We start from the raw sequence: 18,696 nt of genomic DNA, 5'->3' as shown, positions 1-18,696 counted from the left end.
CGCTTACAGCGCGTTGGTCAGTTCGGGCACGACCGTAAACAGGTCGCCGACCAGGCCGTAGTCGGCCACGCCGAAGATGGGCGCTTCGGCATCCTTGTTGATGGCCACGATGACCTTGGAGTCTTTCATGCCCGCCAGGTGCTGGATGGCCCCGGAGATGCCCACGGCCACGTACAGCTGCGGCGCCACGATTTTGCCCGTCTGGCCCACCTGCCAGTCGTTGGGCGCGTAGCCCGCGTCGACCGCCGCGCGCGAGGCGCCCAGCGCCGCGCCCAGCTTGTCGGCCAGCGGATCCAGGATCTTGAAGTTCTCGGCGCTGCCCAGCCCGCGGCCGCCCGAGACCACCACGCGCGCACCGGCCAGCTCGGGACGGTCGCTCTTGGCCACTTCGCGGCCCACGAACGACGACAGCCCCGAATCGGCCACCGCCGCCAGCGCCTCGACCGCCGCCGAACCGCCCGAGGCCGACACCGCGTCAAACGCCGTGGTGCGCACCGTGATCACCTTGACCGCATCGCCCGACTGCACCGTGGCAATGGCGTTGCCCGCGTAGATCGGCCGCTGGAACGTATCGGACGAGTCCACCCCGATGATGTCGGAGATCTGCGCCACATCCAGCTTGGCCGCCACGCGCGGGGCCACGTTCTTGCCCGAGGCCGTGGCCGGAAACACGATGTGGCTGTAGCCCGAGGCCACCGCCAGCACCTGCGCGGCCAGGTTCTCGGCCAGCCCGTCGGCCAGGTGCGGCGCATCGGCCGCAAGCACCTTGGCCACGCCCGCGGCCGCCGCAGCCTGCTCGGCCACCGCCTGGACATTGCTGCCGGCCACCAGCACGTGCACGTCGCCGCCCAGCTGGGCAGCCGCCGCAATGGCGTTCAGCGTCGCGCCCTTCAGGTGGGCATTGTCGTGTTCGGCAATAACAAGCGTCGTCATCTCAGAGCACCTTCGCTTCGTTCTTCAGTTTGTCCACCAGCGCGGCCACGTCGGCCACCTTGATGCCGGCCTTGCGCGCCGGCGGCTCGGTCACCTTCAGCGTCTTGAGCCGCGGCGCCGCGTCCACCCCCAGTTCCTCGGGCGTGACCGTGTCCAGCGGCTTTTTCTTGGCCTTCATGATGTTGGGCAGCGTCACGTAGCGCGGCTCGTTCAGGCGCAGGTCCGTCGTCACAATGGCAGGCAGCTTCAGCTTGATCGTTTCCAGGCCGCCGTCGACCTCGCGCGTGACCGTCACCGAACCGTCGGCCACTTCGACCTTGCTGGCAAACGTGGCCTGCGGCCAGTCCAGCAGCGCGGCCAGCATCTGCCCGGTCTGGTTGGCGTCGTCGTCAATGGCCTGCTTGCCCAGGATCACCAGCTGCGGCTGCTCTTTGTCCACCAGGCCCTTGAGCAGCTTGGCCACCGCCAGCGGCTGCAGCTCGGCGTCGGTCTGCACCAGAATGCCGCGGTCTGCGCCAATGGCCATGGCCGTGCGCAGCGTTTCCTGGCACTGCGCCACCCCGCACGACACCGCCACCACCTCGGTGGCGCCGCCCTTTTCTTTCAGGCGCGTGGCCTCTTCGACGGCGATCTCGTCGAACGGGTTCATGGACATCTTCACGTTCGCGATATCCACGCCCGTTTGATCCGATTTGACGCGCACCTTGACGTTGTAATCAACGACGCGCTTGACTGGTACGAGTATCTTCATGGTTGGAGTTCCTCGCCGATAGGCGACTGTTACTGACGGACGGCGATGCAATGCAATTGCCCGCCGCGCCTTATTGCAATTCCTTGAGCATGTTGCGGGCAATGACCAGTTGCTGGATCTGGGTGGTGCCTTCGTAGATGCGGAACAGGCGTACGTCGCGATAGAAGCGTTCGATGCCGTATTCGCTCATGTAGCCCGCGCCGCCGAAAATCTGCACGGCCCGGTCGGCCACGCGGCCGCACATTTCGGACGCAAACAGCTTGGCGCACGAGGCTTCGGTGCTGACGGGCAGCCCGGCGTCGCGGCGGCGTGCGGCGTCGATGACCATGCTGCGCGCGGCGTAGATTTCGGCCTTGCTGTCGGCCAGCATGGCCTGCACCAGCTGGAATTCGCCGATGGCCTTGCCGAACTGCTGGCGTTCGGCCGCATAGCGCAACGCGTCGGCAAGCATGCGCTCGGCCACGGCCACGCAGATCGACGCAATGTGGATGCGGCCCTTGTCCAGCACCTTCATGGCAGTCTTGAAGCCCTGGCCCTCGACGCCGCCGATCAGGTTTGCGGCCGGCACGCGGCAGTTCTCGAAAATGACGTCGCAGGTATGCGCGCCTTTCTGGCCCATTTTTTTATCGCGCTTGCCCAGGGTGATGCCCGGGGTGTCGGCGTCGACGATGAAGGCCGAAATGCCCGCCGCGCCTTTCTTGCCCGGGTCGGTGCGGGCCATCAGCGTAAAGATGCCGGCCTGGGGCGCATTGGTGATGAAGCGCTTGGTGCCATTGACCACGTAATGGTCGCCATCGCGGATGGCCGTCGTGCGCAGCGACGCGGCGTCCGAGCCGGAACCGGGTTCGGTAAGGGCGAACGAGGCGATGATTTCGCCGGTGGCCAGGCGCGGCAGGTACTTTTGCTTCTGTTCGTCGGTGCCGTCGAACAGGATGCCTTGCGAACCGATGCCCACCGTGGTGCCCAGCAGCGACCGGAACGCGGGCGACGCGCGCCCGAGTTCCAGCATGGCCAGCACTTCTTCTTCCATGGTGAGCTGCAGCCCGCCGAATTCTTCGGGGATGGTCAGCCCGAAAAGCCCCATGGCTTTCATGTCCCGGACGATGTCGTCTGGGATTTCGTCGGTTTCGGCTACCAGTTCCTCGTTGGGAATGAGGCGTTCGCGTACGAAACGGGCGATGTTGTCTAGCAGGATGTTCAGGGTTTCCTGGTCTCGGATCATGGCGGGGTACTCAAAAAAGACGTCACATGCTGCGGCCAGGCGGGCCCGGGCGTCAAGCGGCCATTCGAGTTGTTCCGTACAATGGAAATCAATAAACCGGATATGGGGACAGCATAGCACTTGACCAGCAGCGAAGGGCAGAATTACGCATTTCCAAAGTACGGAACTATGCTTGCGATGCAATTGACCCGCAGCAAGTACATGGCGAATCATCCGTAAAACTCCTGCGGATCCCCATGACCACAAACCTGAACCCCGAACGATTGCTCGCGCGGCATTTCGCAGCCATCGAACACGCATACCAGGCGCGCGACACCCAGCTGTACGCGCTGGGCCTGGGCTTTGGCGCCGACCCGCTCGATGAGCGGCAACTGCGCTACGTCTATGAAGGCCTGGACGGCAACTCGCTGCGCTCTGTTCCCACCATGGCCAATGTTCTGGCGTATCCGGGGTTCTGGGCGCGCGAGCCCGACACCGGCATCGACTGGAAGCGCCTGGTTCATGCTGAGCAAGAGATCGCCCTGCATGCGGAGATTCCGGCCAGCGGATGCGTCGTCGCCCAGAACCGCGTCACCGCGTTGTGGGACAAGGGCCCGGGCAAGGGGGCGCTGTTGCAACAGCGCAGGGAAATCCGCGATGCCGCCTCGTCGATCTTGCTGGCGACCGTCACGCAGTTGAGCCTGCTGCGCGGCGATGGCGGTTTCGGCCCCGGCGGCAGCGACGGCGCGCCGCCGCCGCCCCACCCGATACCCGAGCGGGCGCCCGATGCGGTGTGCGACCTGCCGACGCTGCCGCAAGCCGCGCTGATCTACCGGCTCAGCGGCGACCTGAACCCCTTGCACGCCGATCCGCAGGTGGCGCGCACCGCAGGGTTCGAGCGGCCCATCCTGCATGGCATGGCCACCATGGGCATGGCCGCGCACGCGGTGATGCGCGCGGTGCTCGATTACGAAGGCGAGCGGATCGCCAGCATGCGCGTGCGGTTCACTGCCGTCGTGCTGCCGGGGGATACGCTGCGCACCGAAATATGGAAAGACGGCAACGTGTTGTCGTTGCGCACCACTGCGCTTGAGCGGCAAGCGGTGGTGTTGAACAACTGCCGTGTAGAAATCATTTAAGTCAATCGATAACGGAATACCGACATGGATCTGGGAATTAACGGAAAGGTGGCAATTGTGACCGGCTCGGCGCGAGGGCTGGGGGCGGCGACGGCGCGCAAGCTGGCGCACGAAGGCGCCAGCGTAGTCATTACCGACATCGTGGCGGACTCGGCGCAGGCCGTGGCGGCCTCGCTTCGCGACGAAGGCCTGAAGGCTCATTGCGTGGTGGGCGACATCACCAAGGCGGACGACGTGCAGCGCCTGGTGGACGAGACGGTCGCCACCTTCGGCGGCGTGCATATCCTGGTGAACAACGCAGGCTTTCCGCGCGACAAGTATCTGGTCAAGATGACGGAAGACGACTGGGACCAGGTGATGAACGTGATGCTCAAGGGCGCGTTCCTGGCCAGCCGCGCGGTGATGCCCAAGATGATCGAACAAGGGTGGGGCCGTATCGTCAATATCAGTTCGCGCGCCCACTTCGGCAACCCCACGCAGGCCAACTATTCGGCTGCCAAGGCCGGCCTGATCGGCATGGCCAAGGCGCTTGCCGTGGAAGAGGGGCGCTATGGCATTACGGTGAACTGCGTGGCCCCCGGTTTCATGGACACCGAGATGGTGCAGGCGCTGCCCACGTACGAAACTATCAAAGAGCGCGCCATCCAGAGCCAGCCTGTCAAGCGCGCCGGGCATCCGGATGACGTCGCCAATGCCGTTGCCTTCCTGGCCAGCGAGAGCGCGTCGTTCATCAGCGGCGAAGTCCTGCATGTGACCGGCGGCCGCTATGGTTGATCCGCGCACGCGCGCGGCGATGGGCCTTATACACCACACGGACGGCAATGGCCGTCAGGAGACGAAAGAATGAAACGAGCTGCCATTGTTGCTCCGATGCGGACGCCGGTAGGGAAATTCGGGGGCGCGCTCAAGAGCGTGCCAGTCGAAGAGCTGGGCGCCATTGCCACGCGCGCCGTGCTTGAACGTTCGGGCCTGGACCCGGCGCGCATCGACGACATCGTTTTTGCGCAGAGCTACATGAACGGCGAAACCCCGTGCACGGGCCGCTGGGTGGGCCTGCAGGCCGGCCTGCCCATCGAGGTGCCGGGCATGCAGCTGGACCGCCGCTGCGGCGGGGGCCTGCAAGCCATCGCCACCGCCGCCATGATGGTGCAGACGGGCGCGGCCGATGTCGTGGTGGCCGGCGGCGTCGAGAGCATGAGCAACGTCGAACACTACACGACCGGCGTGCGCTGGGGCACGCGCTCGGGCTCGCCCATGTTGCACGACCGCCTGGATCGCGGCCGCGAGCGCTCGCAGCCCGAGGCGCGTTTCGGGCGGATCAGCGGCATGATCGAAACGGCCGAGAACCTGGCGCGCGATTACGGGATCACCCGCGAACAATCCGACGCGTTTGCAGTGCGCAGCCATCAGCGCGCAGCGGCAGCGTGGGAAAAAGGTTTGTTCGAACGCGAAATCGTCCCGGTGCGAGTGCCGCAGCGCAAGGGCGATGCGCTGGTGGTCGATCGCGACGAAGGGGTGCGGGGCGATTCGACTATCGAAGGCTTCGCCGGTTTCAAGCCGATCATGCGCGACGGTGTCGTTACCGCGGCCAATGCCTGCCAGCAGAACGACGCGTCCGCGGCGTGCCTGGTCGTGGCCGAAGACAAGCTGCATGAGCTGGGCCTGGAACCCATGGCGTGGCTGGTGGGCTGGGCCGCAGCGGGATGCGAACCGTCGCGCATGGGTATCGGACCCGTGCCGGCCGTGCAGAAGCTGCTGGCCCGCACCGGCCTGCAGTTCGACCAGCTCGACCTCATCGAACTGAACGAAGCGTTCGCCTGCCAGGCGCTGGCCTGCGTGCAGGGTTGGGGCAGCTCGATGGACGAGCTGCAAGACCGCCTGAACGTCAACGGCTCGGGTATTTCGCTGGGCCATCCGGTGGGCGCCACCGGCGTGCGCATCATGACCACGCTGTTGCACGAAATGCAGCGGCGCAACGCCCGGTACGGGCTGGAGACCATGTGCATCGGCGGCGGGCAGGGCATTGCCGCGATCTTCGAGCGTGCATGACACCCATCCGCACACCGATCGTGCGATGTACAGCGCGCCCATGCCGTCGCTAGCGCGCGAGCCGGCATCGCCTGAAACGGCCGCGTCCCGGCGCAAGCGGGCTGCGGCGGGCTCGCCCGCCGTCGTGGAGCCGTTTGCCCGGGCGCTGGCCGTGCTGGCGGCCTTTTTGCCCGGCGAGCGTTGGCTGGGCACGCGCGAGCTCGCGCAGCGCTGCAGCCTGCCGGCCTCTACGGTTACCCGCATGGCCCAGACGCTTGTGGCGCTGGGCTACCTGTTCCACGACCCCAGCGCGCGCAAATACCGGCTTGCGCCGTCGGCATTGACCCTGGGCTACGGCGCCATGGTCAATTCCGACCTGCAGCGCGTGGCGTATGCAAGCATGCAGGGGTTCGCCGACCGCCACAAGGTGCATGTAAACCTGAGCTCGCGCGACCGGCTCGACATGATCGTGCTGGAAAGCTGCCGCAGCGCGCAATCTACGCTGGCGCTGGATCTGCATGCAGGCGTGCGCCTGGGCATCGCTTCTTCGCCGATGGGCTGGGCCCTGCTGGCGGCGTTGCCCGAACTTGAACGTTATTACTTGCTTGAGAACGTCGAGCGCCGTGCGCTGCGGCACTGGCCGCAGATGCGGCGCCGTACCAGCGAAGGCCTGGCCCAGGTTCATCGCGTGGGCTATTGCTCGTCGCTGGGCGAATGGGATAGCGAGATCGGCATCGTGGCCGCGCCGCTGCTCGTAGAAGGGCATGCGCCCATGGTGTTGGCGTGCGTTGGCGCCAGCCAGCAGATGACGCGGGCGCGTGTAGAGCGCGAAATCGGGCCCCAGCTGCTGGCCATGGTGGCCGGCATCCAGCAACAGGTGGTGCCCCAATGACTGCGCGTAGCGACGCGACGGCCGGCGCGGTACTGACCGTGCAGCGCGGCATGCAGGTGTTGCGCGCCTTCAGGTCCGAACGCACTCCGTTGTCCAACACGGAACTGGTGCGTCGCACGGGCCTGCCCAAGGCCACGGTGTCGCGCCTGACCACGACACTGCTGCACCTTGGGTTCCTGCGGCGCGTGCCCGGCGGGCGCGAGTTCGAGCTGGGCGCGGCCCCCGTGGGCATCGGCCATGCCTACCTGGCGGGCAGCGAGCTGTTGCACAGGGTCGGCCCGCTGATGCAAGAGCTTGCCGACCAGCTTCATGTGGCCGTGGCGCTGGGCATACGCGACCATCTCGACATGCTCTACGTGGGGTACCGGGCCAGCTATCGCATGGGCACGTTGCGCCAGGGTGTGGGGTCGGTGGTGCCCTTGGGCAGCACGGCCATCGGCCGGGCCTATCTGTACGGCCTGCCGCCGGACGAGCGCGCCAGCCTGCTGGAACAGTTGCGCGAACACGAGGACGAGCCTGCCGGCGGGCCCGCGCGCGGCATCCAGCATAGTTTCACTGAACTGCGCAAGACGGGCGTGTGCTCGGTGATGGCCGGCTACAAGCGCGATTCTTACGGTATTGCCACGCCATTGGTGGCGGGGCGCAAGCGCATCGTGATGAGCTTGAGCTGCAGCCGGGCGCAATTGCAGTCGGACCTGGCCACCGAAAGCAAACTGATCGCGCCGGCGTTGTGCCAGGCCGCCGACCGCCTGCAGGACCTGCTGGCGGACTTCGACGGCGAGTTGTGATCAGCGTTTTTTCCAGCCTTGCGCAGGCATGGCGCTGAAGGCGTTTTCCAGCGCGTCGCGTTGGCCGGGATGCGCGATGCCGATCATTTTGTCGACGCGCTGGCTGAGAGTCAGCCCCCGGAGATCGGCCACGCCGTGTTCGGTGACGATGACGCACGAGCAGCTGCGCGGCACCGTGGCCGGGCCCGACAATGCGGCGACAATGCGGCTTTGTTCGCGGGCCATGGAAGGCAGGGCGACGATGGGAGTGCCATCCTGGCTGGCCTGCGCGCCGCGCAGGAAATCGTTCACGCCGCCGATGGCGCCGATATAGCCGCCGCCGGCCATTTCCGTGTTGATCTGCCCGGTGAGATCGACTTCGATGGCGGAATTGATGGCGGTGAAGCGATTCAGGCCGGCCAGCAGGCGAGCATCGTGCGTGTATTCGGTGCCCCGCAATTCGAGCTGTGCATTGCGGTGCGCAAAGCGCCGCAGGCGCGGGCCGCCCATCAATACGCCGCCCACGGTCAGCCCGGCGTCGATGCCTTTGCGGGCGTTGGTCAGCGCGCCGGATTCGGCCAGCGTGACGATGCCTTCACCCAGGCTGCCGGAATGCAGGCCCAGGTCGCGGTGATTGCCCAGCGCCGCCAGCACGGCGTCCGGGATCGAGCCGATGCCAGTCTGCAGCGTGGCGCCGTCAGGCACGACCGACGCAACGTTGCGCCCGATAGCCGTTTCTATCGGCCCGGGCGCGGCGGCGTCCGCGCCGGGGTCATCGCTGTCGGTGTCGATAAGCAGGGCAAAGTCGCTTTCGAGCAGATACGGCCCGCCGTAGGTCCAGGGGGTAGAGGGGCTGACCTCGGCAATGATGGCGCGCGCTGCGCGCAGCGGAGCCAGAACATATTCACGCGCCATGCCCAGGCTGTAGCGTCCCTGTTCGTCGGGCGGCGACACGCGCAAGAACACCACGTCGGCGCGCAACGGGCCGGCGCCGAGCAGCTGCGGCAAAGATGAATAGCTTTCGGGAAGAATATCCAGCACGCCCGCCTTGGCCAGAGCGCGATTGGTGCCGCTGGCGCAGTACGAGACGTAGTCGAAGTCAGCGGCGTATTCCGGGCGCAGGATGTCTTGCAGGCCCTGGCCAATGCCCAGGAACAGCCGTGTCCTGCCGATCTGGCTGCGTTGCTCGGCCAGCAGGCGCAGCAAGGTGCGTGGCAGCGCGTCTGCCTGACCGAAGGTAATGGTATCGCCGGCCCGGATGTATTTCGCCAGATCGACTGCTGCAGCCTGAGTCATGCGTGGGGTTCCGTGTGATGAGATGTGCTAGATAGCGCGCGGGGGCCGATGCGTCAATGCCGCGCAGAAGGGCGTTCCGTACTTCGGCCCCGCGGCGCCCGCTCAGGGCGCAAGCGGGCCGTCGTAGCTGAGCGTCTTGTCTGTCTTGCCCCAGAACACCCGGTAGGCATACGCGTTGTACGCGATGATGACGGGCAGCACCACGCAGGCGCCGGCAAGTACCAGCTTCAGCGAGCCGGGCGCGGCAGCGCCTTGCCACAGAGTGATGCGTCCCATCAGCAGCCACGGAAACAAGCTGGCGGCCAGGCCGAGGAAAGCCAGCGTGAAGATCGCGGCGGTCAGGGCGAACGGCAGCCAGCAGAGCTTGTCGCGCGGTCGGGGCAGCGTGCGCAGCACGGCGGCCAGCGCAATCAGGCACACCGCCGTGGCAATGGGCAACGGGGCAAGGTACAGGCCTGTGACGCTGGTCCAGCGTTGCCAGATCTGCGGATCCATCTGCGGCGTGACAACCGATACGGCGACGATGCCGGCAGCCAGGCCCCACCAGGCCCGCCTTGCCCAGCGCACGGCCTGGCGCTGCAGCGCGCCTTCGGTTTTCATGATGAGCCATGCGGCCCCCAGCTGCGCGTAGCCCGCCACTACACATGCGCCCACGAACGCCGAGAACAACCGGTATTGCAGCCCGTGGTTATGGCCGGTGACCACCCCGCCCAGGATATACCCTTGCGCCCAGGCGGCCACGATGGAGCCGATCCAGAACAGGCGCGTCCAGAGGGTGCGGCGTGCAGGCGGCGTCTTGGCGCGGAAATCGAAGGCCACGCCGCGCAGGATCAGGCCGAACAGCATCAGCGTGACGGGGAAATACAGTTCGCGCAAAATGCCCCCGTACGCGAACGGGAAAGCCACCAGCAGGATGCCGATGCCCAGCACCAGCCAGGTTTCGTTGGCGTCCCAGAAGGTGCCTATGGACGCCAGCATGGTGGTGCGGGTGGAGTCATCGACGCCGCTGTTGAGCAAGATGCCCACGCCCAGATCGAAGCCGTCGAGCAAGACGTAGGCGAGTATCGCAAAACCCATCAGCCCCATGAACACCAGCGGCAGCCAGAATGCCGGATCGCCCGCGGCCAGGCCGCCCGAATACGTTGCCAGACTATCCATCGAGTTCTCCCATGGCCGCTGGCGCCGGGCGGGCCGGCTGCGAGGGCTCGATGCCCTTGTTGGCCTGATAGACCAGCGTGCCTATATAAGACACCAGCAAGAAGGTGTAGAGCAGCAGGAAGCCCGACAGCGACAGTGCGAAGGCCGCGGCGGGCTGGTCGGCCACGACTTCCGCGCTGCGGATGTGCCCATACACTACCCAGGGCTGCCGGCCGATTTCGGCGGTGTACCAGCCGGCCACCGTGGCCACCCAGCCAGAGAATGTCATCGCGGCCAGCCCCTGCAAGGCCCAGCGCGGCAGTGCGTCGGGGTTCCAGCGCCGCTTGCGCAACAGCCACAGCCCGCCCCACGAAGACAGCACCATCAGCACGCCCACGCCGGCCATGATGCGAAAGCTGAAGAACACCGGCGCCACCGGTGGATGGGCGTCGGGAAAATCATTCAGCCCCTGGACTTCGCCATCGAGGCTATGGGTGATGAGCAGGCTCGCGCCGTACGGAATGGTGATCGCCCACTTGTTGCTGCGCGTGGCTTCGTCGGGCCAGCCGATCAGCACCGTGCCGGCCCCTTTCTGGGTTTCCCACAGCCCTTCGATGGCGGCGATCTTGGCGGGCTGCGTCTGCGCGGCCAGGCGTCCGGCCGTGTCGCCCACCAGCATCTGCACCGGGATGACGGCCGCCGCCAGCACCAGCCCCGTCATGAAGGCCTTGCGCTCGCCGGGGCGCAGTGGCCGGCGCAGCGCCTGCCAGGCCGACACGCCCAGCACCACGAAGGCGGCGGTGACCACCGAGGCCAGCAACATGTGAGAAAACCGCAGCGGCAAAGACGCGTTGAACAGGATCTGCAGCCAGTCGGTGGGATAGAACTTGCCGTCTATCATCTCGGCGCCCGCGGGCGTCTGCATCCAGGAGTTCGCCACCAGGATCCAGAACGCCGACAGGGTGACGCCGAACGCCACGAGGCTCATCGCCAGGGTGTGCACCCATTCGGGCACGCGGCCGCGGCCGAACAGCATGATGCCCAGGAACCCGGCCTCGAGGAAGAACGCCGTCATGACCTCGTAGCCCATCAACGGCCCCACCACATTGCCGGCTCTTTCCATGAAACCGGGGAAGGTCGTGCCGAACTGGAAGCTCATGGTCAGGCCGGACACGACGCCCAGGCCGAACGACAGGGCGAAGACCCTGATCCAGAATCGGTAGGCGTCCAGCCAGGCGACATCGCCGGTAGACCGCCACCGCAGTTTGAAATACAGCAGTATCCACGCCAGCGCGATATTGATGGCGGGAAACAGGATGTGGAAAGTCAGGTTGGCGGCGAATTGGATACGGGCCAGCACAAGCGGCGATAGATCCATGCGTTTATTCCCTTGTTGTTCTTGCAGCCGCCCCGGGCGGTTGTGAAGCGCCCGCGGCCCATGCGCAGGCACGCGGCGTGCGCGCCAGGCGGACAGGCGTGGGAGCCGGAAAGCAGGGGGTATTTAATGTTAATTGGCCGTCGGCTGTCCAGTAATGGCGCCCGGCCGGTGATCTTGCGAGCGGCCGTGGCAGGGCGCCACGGCGCGCGTCCCGCTGCGGCGCTCAGGGCAGCGCCATCTGGAAGCCGGCCTTGGCCAGTTCGAACTGGCATTGCTGGAAGCCCGTGGCGGGTACGACTTCGTCGCGCCGGTCCAGGATTTCGTCCAGGCGCTGATGGATCTGCTCGGCGGCGTCGGGCGCTTGCCCAATGAAAATGCCCTGTGTCATGGTGATGTGGGCGCTTTCCACGCTGCCCGCGCCGGCGAGCAGGATGCGGCGCGTGGGCGCGTCTTCGCGGACGAGGCACACCAGGGCCGGGCTGACGGCTTCTGGCGACAGCCGTTCCAGCGCCTCGGGGGCGAGAATACCTTCGGTCATGGCGGTGGCGGCCGTGGGCGCCAGGCAATTGACCCGGATATCGTACTTGGCGCCTTCCAGGGCAAGCGTCTGCATCAGCCCTACCAGCGCCATCTTTGCCGCGGCGTAGTTGGACTGGCCGAAATTGCCGTACAGGCCCGACGACGACGTCGTGAGCACGATGCGTCCGTAGCGCTGTTCCCGCATGGTGTCCCAGACTGCCTTGGTCCCGTGCACACTGCCCATCAGGTGCACGTCCAGCACGGCGCGGAAGTCGTCCAGTGTCAATTTCGAAAAGCTCTTGTCGCGCAGGATGCCGGCGTTATTGACCAGGATGTCGATGCGTTGCCACCGCTCGAGCGCACGTGCGGCCAGTGCCTGCATGGCGGCGTAGTCGGTGACGTCGCCGCCCACGGCAATGGCTTGCCCGCCGTTGCGGACGATCTGGTCGGCCACCCGGCTGGCGGGCGAGCCTGCGTCAGCCCCGGCGATATCGTTGACCACCACGCGCGCACCATGCCCGGCCAGTTCCAGGGCGTGTGCGCGCCCCAGGCCGTTGCCCGCGCCTGTGACGATGGCCACGCGGTCTTGCAAGCACTGCTTCATATGGGCTCCTGTTTTTTCGGTTAGCGCGTCAGAACGCCACGGCGTCGCTGCCTTTCAGGCCCAGCATGGCGCGGGCCTCGGCAGGTGTGGCGGCCTCGAGCGAAAGCTCGGTAAGAATACGGCGGATTTTCGATACTTGCTGGGCGCATGATTGCGCCAGCGTCCCCCTGGCCAGGTACAGGCTGTCTTCGAGGCCCACCCGCACGTGCCCCCCGAGGATTGCGCCCAGCGTCACCAGCGGCATCTGGTGGCGGCCGGCGCCCAGCACCGAAAAGCGGTATCCGCCGCGGCCAAACAGGCGATCGGCGGTGGTTTTCATCGCCACGAGGTTCTCCGGGTCGGGCCCGATGCCGCCCAGGATGCCGAATATGCATTGGATGAACAGCGGACCCCGCACCAACCCTTCATCTACAAAATGAGCCAAGTTGTACAGGTGCCCCATGTCGTAGCACTCGAACTCGAACCGCGTGCCGCCATCGTCGCCCAGCACCTTGAGGATATGCCGGATATCGCGGAAGGTGTTACGGAAGATCAGGTCTTCCATTCCTTCGACGTACGGTTTTTCCCAGTCGTATTGCCAATGCGCGATGCGGCGCGCGGCAGTGTGGATGGAGAAGTTCATCGAGCCCATGTTCAGCGAACACATTTCCGGCAGCGCGCGCAAGGGGTAGGCCAGGCGCTCCTGGAGGGTCATGCGGGTGCTGCCGCCGGTCGTAATGTTGATCACGGCGTCCGTGGCATCGCGGATGCGTGGCACGAACTCGTCGAATACCGCGGGATCGGCGGTGGGCCGTCCGTCGGCGGGATCGCGCGCGTGCAGATGCAGGATGGCCGCGCCAGCCTGTGCGGCCTCGATTGCCTGCGTGGCGATCTGGTCGGGCGTCAGGGGCAGATGCGCGGACATGCTGGGCGTATGTACGGAGCCGGTGACGGCGCATGAGATGATGACTTTGTCTGAGCTGTTGTTCATGTCTGGATAGTGTCGACGCGGGCAGGAGGCGGGCGATTGCCGATCAGACGGCCAGCCATTGCGAGACCAGCGTGGGGTTGTCTGCCAATTCACGGGGGCTGCCCTCGAAAACGATGCGCCCGTGACCCATGACGCATACGCGCGTGGACACGCGCAATGCGATCGTGAGTTTCTGTTCCACCAGGACGACCGAAACGCCTTTGCGGTGCATGTCGCGGATACATTCACCGACTTGGGCCACCACGCGCGGGGCCAGGCCCTCGGTGGGTTCGTCGATCAGCATGACCAGCGGATTGCCCAGCAGGGACCGGCAGATCGTCAGCATTTGCTGTTCGCCGCCGGACAGGCTGCCGGCCTTGGTGTTGCGCCGTTCTTTCAGGCGCGGGAAATAGTCGTACATTTGTTCGGCGGCCCAGCGGGGCGCGCCGGATACGGCCGGTTGTTCGCCCATGCGCAGGTTTTCCTCGACCGTGAGGTTGGCGAAAACCTCGCGCTCCTCTGGCACGTAGGCGATGCCCGCTCGGCAGATGGTGTAAGGGCGGGCGCCGGCCAGGTCGCGGCCGCGCAGCCTTACGCGGCCTGAGCTCGGTGGCACCAGGCCCATAATGGCTTTCAGGGTGGTGGAGCGTCCCGCGCCGTTGCGGCCCACCAGGCTGACGACTTCGTTGGACCGCACATGCAGATCCACTCCGTGCAGGACATGGCTCTTGCCATAGTGGGCGTGCAGGTTTTCGATGCAGAGCAGGTCGGCGGCGCGGCTCATGCGTGTGCCTCGTCGCCCAGGTAGGCCTCGCGTACGCCGGCATGGGCGCGAATTTCGTCCGGGCTTCCGGTGGCGATAACTTGGCCGTAAACCAGCACGCTGATGCGGTCGGCGAGCGAAAACACGACGTCCATGTCGTGCTCGACGATCATCAGCGTGCGGCCGCCCGCGATCTCGCGTATCAATTGGGCGGTGTATTGGGTTTCGTCATGAGACATGCCCGCCATGGGTTCATCTAGCAGTATCAGCCGGGGATTCGACGCCAGTGTCATGGCGATTTCGAGCGAGCGCTGTTCCGAATACGCCATTTCTCCGGCCAGTATGTGCGCCCGGGGAGCCAGGCGCACCAGTTCAAGCAGCTTCTCGGTATCTTCGCGGATGCGGGCGTCCCGGTCGATGAACTTCCAGAAGGCATACTGCAGGCCATGGGCGCGCATGACCGCCAGCCGCACGTTCTCGAATGTGCTCAGGCGCGGAAACAGATTGGTGATCTGGAATGATCGCGCCAGGCCCCGCCGGTTGATGGCCTGCGGCGACAGGCCTTCGATGTCGCTGCCTTCGAAGCGTATCGCCCCCGAGCTGGGCGCAAGCTGGCCCGACACGAGGTGAAACAGGGTCGATTTTCCCGCGCCGTTCGGACCTATCAGGGCATGGCGTTCGCCGTCGCGGACCTGCAGGTCCACGCCCCGGATAATGTCGGTGGCGCCGAACGATTTGTACAAGCGTTCTATGGCAAGAATAGGTGTCGTCATGCGGCCTCCTGCGTATGGCCCGCTGTCGGATGCGCGGGGAGACTGGCGGTGTTGCGCCCGGCGAGCCTGGCCAGCCGGCGGCGGCACAGTACGAAAAGCATCGCCCCGGCGCCCAGCGCGGCAAGCGGCAGGGCCCATGTCGAGGCGGCGCCCGGCAGCCACATGTGCTCGAACAGGGTCACTGCCGGCCACGCCTGTGCGGAATCCATGGGGATTCGCGCCCGATACTCTTGCGAGAACAGGCGCTGCAGCAGCTCTATGGTGAACACAAGCCCCGCGCCTGCCAACGCCACGCAGCCAAGCGCCTGAGCGCAAGCCGGGGCCAGCTTTGCGAGGCGGTGCTGTTCGCGCAGGCGCCGCGTTGTGGCGGCCAGGCCGGCCAGTCCGCCGGGCATGTACATCATGACGAGCACGAACAGAATGCCCTGGTACAGCAGCCACGACCGCGTCAGGTCGGAGACGGCATACCCGAAGAACGTCATCAGCGCCGCGCCCAGTGCGGGGCCGAGAAAGACCTGCACGCCGCCGATGTAGGTGTTGAGCACGGCGGCGGCCGACAGCGACGCGTCGAACACCACATAGTTGGCGGATTCGTTGGACAGGACCTGCAGGCCCCCCGCCATGCCGGAGAACATGGCAGACACCGCGAAGGCGGAAGTGCCCAGGCCGTGTACGTTGTAGCCCAGGAACCTGAGGCGGTGGCTGTTCTCGCGCAGGCCCACGGTCAACCTGCCCAGCGGCGTGCGTGTGTACAGGTACAGCAACGCCATGCCGGCAAGTACCCAGGCCAGGGTCAGGTAGTAAACCTGGATGGTCGAGCCGAAGTCGAACCCCCAGGCGGGCATGCGCATCGTGGAAATGCCGGCCTCGCCTCCGAACACGCCCTTGAGGTGCGGCGCAAGTGAATGGACGAGTTCTGCGATGGCCAGCGTGATCATCGCGAAATAGGTTCCGGTGCGCTGCGTGGCAAACCAGCCCGCTACGGCGCCGAACAACAGGCCAGCCAGCGCTCCCGCCAGCGGCATCAGCGGCGTAGGCAGCAAGCCCGCGCCGTCCAACGCATTCATGGCGTGCACGGTGGCGAACGCGCCCACGCCGAAGTAGGCTGCGTGGCCGAACGACAGCATGCCGGCCTGGCCGCAAAGCAGGTTGTATGCGCTGGCGAACAGCGCGGCGATGAGCATCTGGATGGCCGCGTTGAGCAGCCCCTGGGTGAGCAGCAGCGGCAGGACCGCCAGCAAGGCGGCGCCAGCCAGGCAGTAAGCGAGGGAGGTTCTGTTCATGGTGTCAGTGGCTCAGCGTGTCGGGCGGCGCCCGTCATCCTTTTTCGCCCATGAGGCCGCCGGGCCGCACCAGCAACACCAGGAGCATCAGCGCGAACGGCAACGTGGCGGCCAGGCTGGAAAGGTTGAGCGTCATCAGCCCGCCCATGTCGCGCGCCCAGTCACCGGCGCCGAACCAGACCAGTGCGTCGGCAAGGCTGCGGTCGACCGCTACCGCAAGCGAGGTGATGACGCCGATCAACAGGGAAGCGAGCATTGCCCCCACCAGCGAACCCAGCCCGCCTACGACCACCACTACGAACACGATTACGCCAAGTTCGAGCGCCATGTTGGGGTTGGTGGTGTAGAAGGCGCCGGCCACGGCGCCAGCCAGTCCGGCCAGCGCGGCGCCGGTGCCGAACACGCCCATGAAGACCAGCGGTACGTTATGCCCCAGCGCCTCGGCCATGTTGGGGCGGTGGATCGCCGAGCGCACCACGATGCCGACACGGGTGCGCGTGAGCAGCAGGTAGATGAGCACGAACATCGCGATGGCGATTCCGCCCATCAGCAGGCGGTACGCGGGGTACTGCGTTACGCCGATGCTGAATGCCGCGAAGTCGAGCGAGGCGGGTACGCGGTAGTCGACGGGGTAGTTGCCATAGAACAGCTTGACGGTCTCGGCGATGATGAACGACAGCCCGAAAGTCAGCAGCAGCTCGTGGGCGTGGCCGTGGCGGTGCACCCGTCGCAAGAAGTAGCGCTCGACTACGATGCCTATCAGCCCCACCAGCAGCGGCGCGGCGGCAACCGCAGGCCAGAAACCCATGGCTCCCTGCAAGGTGTAGGCGAAGTAGGCGCCCAGCATATAGAACGACGCGTGCGCGAAGTTCAGCACACCCATCATGCCGAAGATCAGCGTCAGCCCTGCGGACACCATGAACAAAAGCAGCCCGTAGATAACGCCGTTCAACAGGGAATAGATTATTTGTTCCATGGCGCCGGGCCTAGCTGGGACGCTTCATCTGGCAGCTGGGTTGGGCCGGCGTGGAGGCTGCGTCGGCATCGATCAATAGCACCGGCGTGAAGCCCAGCCCGGTGCCGTCGACCTTGTTGCGCGCGTCGGGCGACACCGTGGAGACCACCATCGGCAGCTGCGCCTGGTGATCGGAGGCGCGCATGCTCATTTGTCCCATGGGGGTCGGGATTCGGGCGGTTTCCAGGGCGAGCGCCAGGTCATCGACATCCAGCTTGCCGTCCTTGGCTGGCGTACGCTTCAGTGCGTCGGCCACCATCTTCATGCCGAACACCGTTTGTGGCTCGATGAACACCGGCATATGGCCGGTCTTGGCCTGGTAGTCCTTGACGAAGGCCTGGGCGTCGGGCCCGCCAGCCTGAGCGTTGAACGTATGCACGACGAAGTGGCCCACCGCAGTGTCGCCGGCGTTGGCCAGGTTGCCCGGCTGGTCCAGGTAGACGGTGCCAAAGCGCGCCTTCAGGCCCGCGGACCGCGACGCCTTCATCAGCAGCAGCAGATCGTTGGACCAGTTGCCGGTAATGACGGTGTCGGCGCCCGAGGCGGTGATCTTCGCCACGTAGGGCGCGAAGTCCTGGATGCGGTTGACGTCATGCAGCGTTTTTTCCACCACTTGGTAGCCGCCGTTGTCCTGGTTGTCGATAATGGCCTGCTGCATATCCTGGCCCCAGGAATAGTTCTGGTTGATGGCGTACACCTTGTCTCCCAGTGCGTCAGCCTTTTTCATGCCGGCCACCAGGGCCTTGGTGCGCACCTGGGCATTGCCGGCAAAACGGAAGTGATAGAAATTGCACTTCGTGCCGGTGAGCTCCAACGCCTCGGCCCCCATGTTGATGTAGACCATCTCCTTGCCGGGATTGCGCAGATTGTGCTTGCGTATGTCCTCGGTGATCTGGCCGCCAATGGCCGACGACGCGCCCTGCACCACAATCTGCACGCCATCGGCGGCGGCAGCGCGAAGCTTGTCGGCCGCGCCGGCCGGGCCACCCTGGTTGTCGTACTCGAGCAGCTGCACCGGTTCGCCGTTCCAGCCGCCAGCGGCATTGATCTCGTCGACTACATAGCGCACGGCCGTCCGATAAGCCTGACCCGACGAGGCTTGAGGCCCCGACAGGGTTTCGACGAGGCCGATCTTGACGGGGGCCGCGCCCGCGGGCAGGGCGCAGCAGCACGCCAGCGCGGCGGCAATGGCCGATCGTTCAAGTGGGTGCATGGTTTGTCTCCTGTTGTTTGTGGTTCGACATTGCCGGCCGGTCGGGGCCCGGGCG

The 18,696-nt window shown here is 65.9% G+C and carries 18 protein-coding genes; 5 read left to right on the top strand and 13 right to left on the bottom strand.

Annotation, left to right across the window (positions count from 1 at the left end; all coding sequences use genetic code 11):
- Window positions 1–3: 3 nt before the first annotated feature.
- The 3 genes from CAL19_RS14615 to CAL19_RS14605 form a co-directional block, all read right to left on the bottom strand.
- Entirely contained in the window at window positions 4–933 is a 930-nt protein-coding gene (locus CAL19_RS14615; protein WP_094796232.1) for an electron transfer flavoprotein subunit alpha/FixB family protein, read from the bottom strand.
- 1 nt (window position 934) lies between these two features.
- Window positions 935–1,684: an electron transfer flavoprotein subunit beta/FixA family protein gene (locus CAL19_RS14610; protein WP_094797148.1), complete on the bottom strand. Its 750-nt coding sequence runs from the start codon at window positions 1,682–1,684 to the stop codon at window positions 935–937.
- A 70-nt stretch (window positions 1,685–1,754) separates the two neighbouring features.
- Entirely contained in the window at window positions 1,755–2,906 is a 1,152-nt protein-coding gene (locus CAL19_RS14605; RefSeq protein WP_026638730.1) for an acyl-CoA dehydrogenase family protein, read from the bottom strand.
- A gap of 236 nt (window positions 2,907–3,142) precedes the next feature.
- On the opposite strand from CAL19_RS14605, the gene CAL19_RS14600 reads away from it, so the two are divergent.
- The 5 genes from CAL19_RS14600 to CAL19_RS14580 all read left to right on the top strand — a co-directional run bounded on the left by CAL19_RS14600 (window position 3,143) and on the right by CAL19_RS14580 (window position 7,732).
- Entirely contained in the window at window positions 3,143–4,024 is an 882-nt protein-coding gene (locus tag CAL19_RS14600; RefSeq protein WP_094797147.1) for a MaoC family dehydratase, read from the top strand.
- A 24-nt stretch (window positions 4,025–4,048) separates the two neighbouring features.
- On the top strand, window positions 4,049–4,798 hold the full coding sequence (locus tag CAL19_RS14595) for an SDR family NAD(P)-dependent oxidoreductase (protein WP_026638728.1): 750 nt from the start codon (window positions 4,049–4,051) through the stop codon (window positions 4,796–4,798).
- A 69-nt stretch (window positions 4,799–4,867) separates the two neighbouring features.
- Window positions 4,868–6,073, top strand: coding sequence for an acetyl-CoA C-acetyltransferase (locus CAL19_RS14590; protein ID WP_026638727.1), 1,206 nt, complete (start codon window positions 4,868–4,870; stop codon window positions 6,071–6,073).
- Window positions 6,066–6,944, top strand: coding sequence for an IclR family transcriptional regulator (locus tag CAL19_RS14585; protein ID WP_249276317.1), 879 nt, complete (start codon window positions 6,066–6,068; stop codon window positions 6,942–6,944). The genes CAL19_RS14590 and CAL19_RS14585 overlap by 8 nt, the downstream gene beginning before the upstream one ends.
- Window positions 6,941–7,732, top strand: a complete 792-nt coding sequence (locus CAL19_RS14580) for an IclR family transcriptional regulator (protein ID WP_026638726.1) — start codon at window positions 6,941–6,943, stop codon at window positions 7,730–7,732. The genes CAL19_RS14585 and CAL19_RS14580 overlap by 4 nt, the downstream gene beginning before the upstream one ends.
- Here the strand turns inward: CAL19_RS14580 and CAL19_RS14575 are convergent, their stop codons facing one another.
- The 10 genes from CAL19_RS14575 to CAL19_RS14530 all read right to left on the bottom strand — a co-directional run bounded on the left by CAL19_RS14575 (window position 7,733) and on the right by CAL19_RS14530 (window position 18,641).
- Complete coding sequence (locus tag CAL19_RS14575) at window positions 7,733–9,007, bottom strand: acetyl-CoA hydrolase/transferase family protein (protein WP_094797146.1); 1,275 nt, start codon at window positions 9,005–9,007, stop codon at window positions 7,733–7,735.
- Between the two features lie 102 nt (window positions 9,008–9,109).
- Window positions 9,110–10,165, bottom strand: coding sequence for a cytochrome d ubiquinol oxidase subunit II (locus CAL19_RS14570; RefSeq protein WP_094797145.1), 1,056 nt, complete (start codon window positions 10,163–10,165; stop codon window positions 9,110–9,112).
- On the bottom strand, window positions 10,158–11,522 hold the full coding sequence (locus CAL19_RS14565) for a cytochrome ubiquinol oxidase subunit I (RefSeq protein WP_094797144.1): 1,365 nt from the start codon (window positions 11,520–11,522) through the stop codon (window positions 10,158–10,160). Before CAL19_RS14565 ends, CAL19_RS14570 begins: the two co-directional genes overlap by 8 nt.
- Before the next feature lie 223 nt (window positions 11,523–11,745).
- The gene (locus CAL19_RS14560) at window positions 11,746–12,645 is read right to left on the bottom strand and encodes an SDR family NAD(P)-dependent oxidoreductase (protein ID WP_026638722.1); all 900 of its coding nucleotides are present in this window, start codon (window positions 12,643–12,645) and stop codon (window positions 11,746–11,748) included.
- A 28-nt stretch (window positions 12,646–12,673) separates the two neighbouring features.
- The gene (locus CAL19_RS14555; RefSeq protein ID WP_026638721.1) at window positions 12,674–13,615 is read right to left on the bottom strand and encodes a 3-keto-5-aminohexanoate cleavage protein; all 942 of its coding nucleotides are present in this window, start codon (window positions 13,613–13,615) and stop codon (window positions 12,674–12,676) included.
- 43 nt (window positions 13,616–13,658) lie between these two features.
- Entirely contained in the window at window positions 13,659–14,378 is a 720-nt protein-coding gene (locus CAL19_RS14550; protein WP_026638720.1) for an ABC transporter ATP-binding protein, read from the bottom strand.
- Entirely contained in the window at window positions 14,375–15,130 is a 756-nt protein-coding gene (locus CAL19_RS14545; RefSeq protein ID WP_026638719.1) for an ABC transporter ATP-binding protein, read from the bottom strand. Before CAL19_RS14545 ends, CAL19_RS14550 begins: the two co-directional genes overlap by 4 nt.
- Window positions 15,127–16,413, bottom strand: a complete 1,287-nt coding sequence (locus CAL19_RS14540) for a branched-chain amino acid ABC transporter permease (protein ID WP_026638718.1) — start codon at window positions 16,411–16,413, stop codon at window positions 15,127–15,129. The genes CAL19_RS14545 and CAL19_RS14540 overlap by 4 nt, the downstream gene beginning before the upstream one ends.
- A gap of 34 nt (window positions 16,414–16,447) precedes the next feature.
- The gene (locus CAL19_RS14535) at window positions 16,448–17,389 is read right to left on the bottom strand and encodes a branched-chain amino acid ABC transporter permease (RefSeq protein ID WP_026638717.1); all 942 of its coding nucleotides are present in this window, start codon (window positions 17,387–17,389) and stop codon (window positions 16,448–16,450) included.
- Window positions 17,390–17,399: 10 nt separating this feature from the next.
- Window positions 17,400–18,641 carry a branched-chain amino acid ABC transporter substrate-binding protein gene (locus tag CAL19_RS14530; RefSeq protein WP_026638716.1) on the bottom strand — a complete coding sequence of 414 codons (1,242 nt, stop codon included), beginning with the start codon at window positions 18,639–18,641 and terminating at the stop codon, window positions 17,400–17,402.
- Window positions 18,642–18,696 lie beyond the last annotated feature (55 nt).

The sequence above is a fragment of the Bordetella genomosp. 7 genome (genome assembly GCF_002261265.1).
In the GTDB taxonomy this organism is placed as follows: domain Bacteria; phylum Pseudomonadota; class Gammaproteobacteria; order Burkholderiales; family Burkholderiaceae_B; genus Bordetella_A.
Note: the sequence above shows the minus strand (reverse complement) of the source record. Positions and strands in the feature narration are given on the sequence as shown.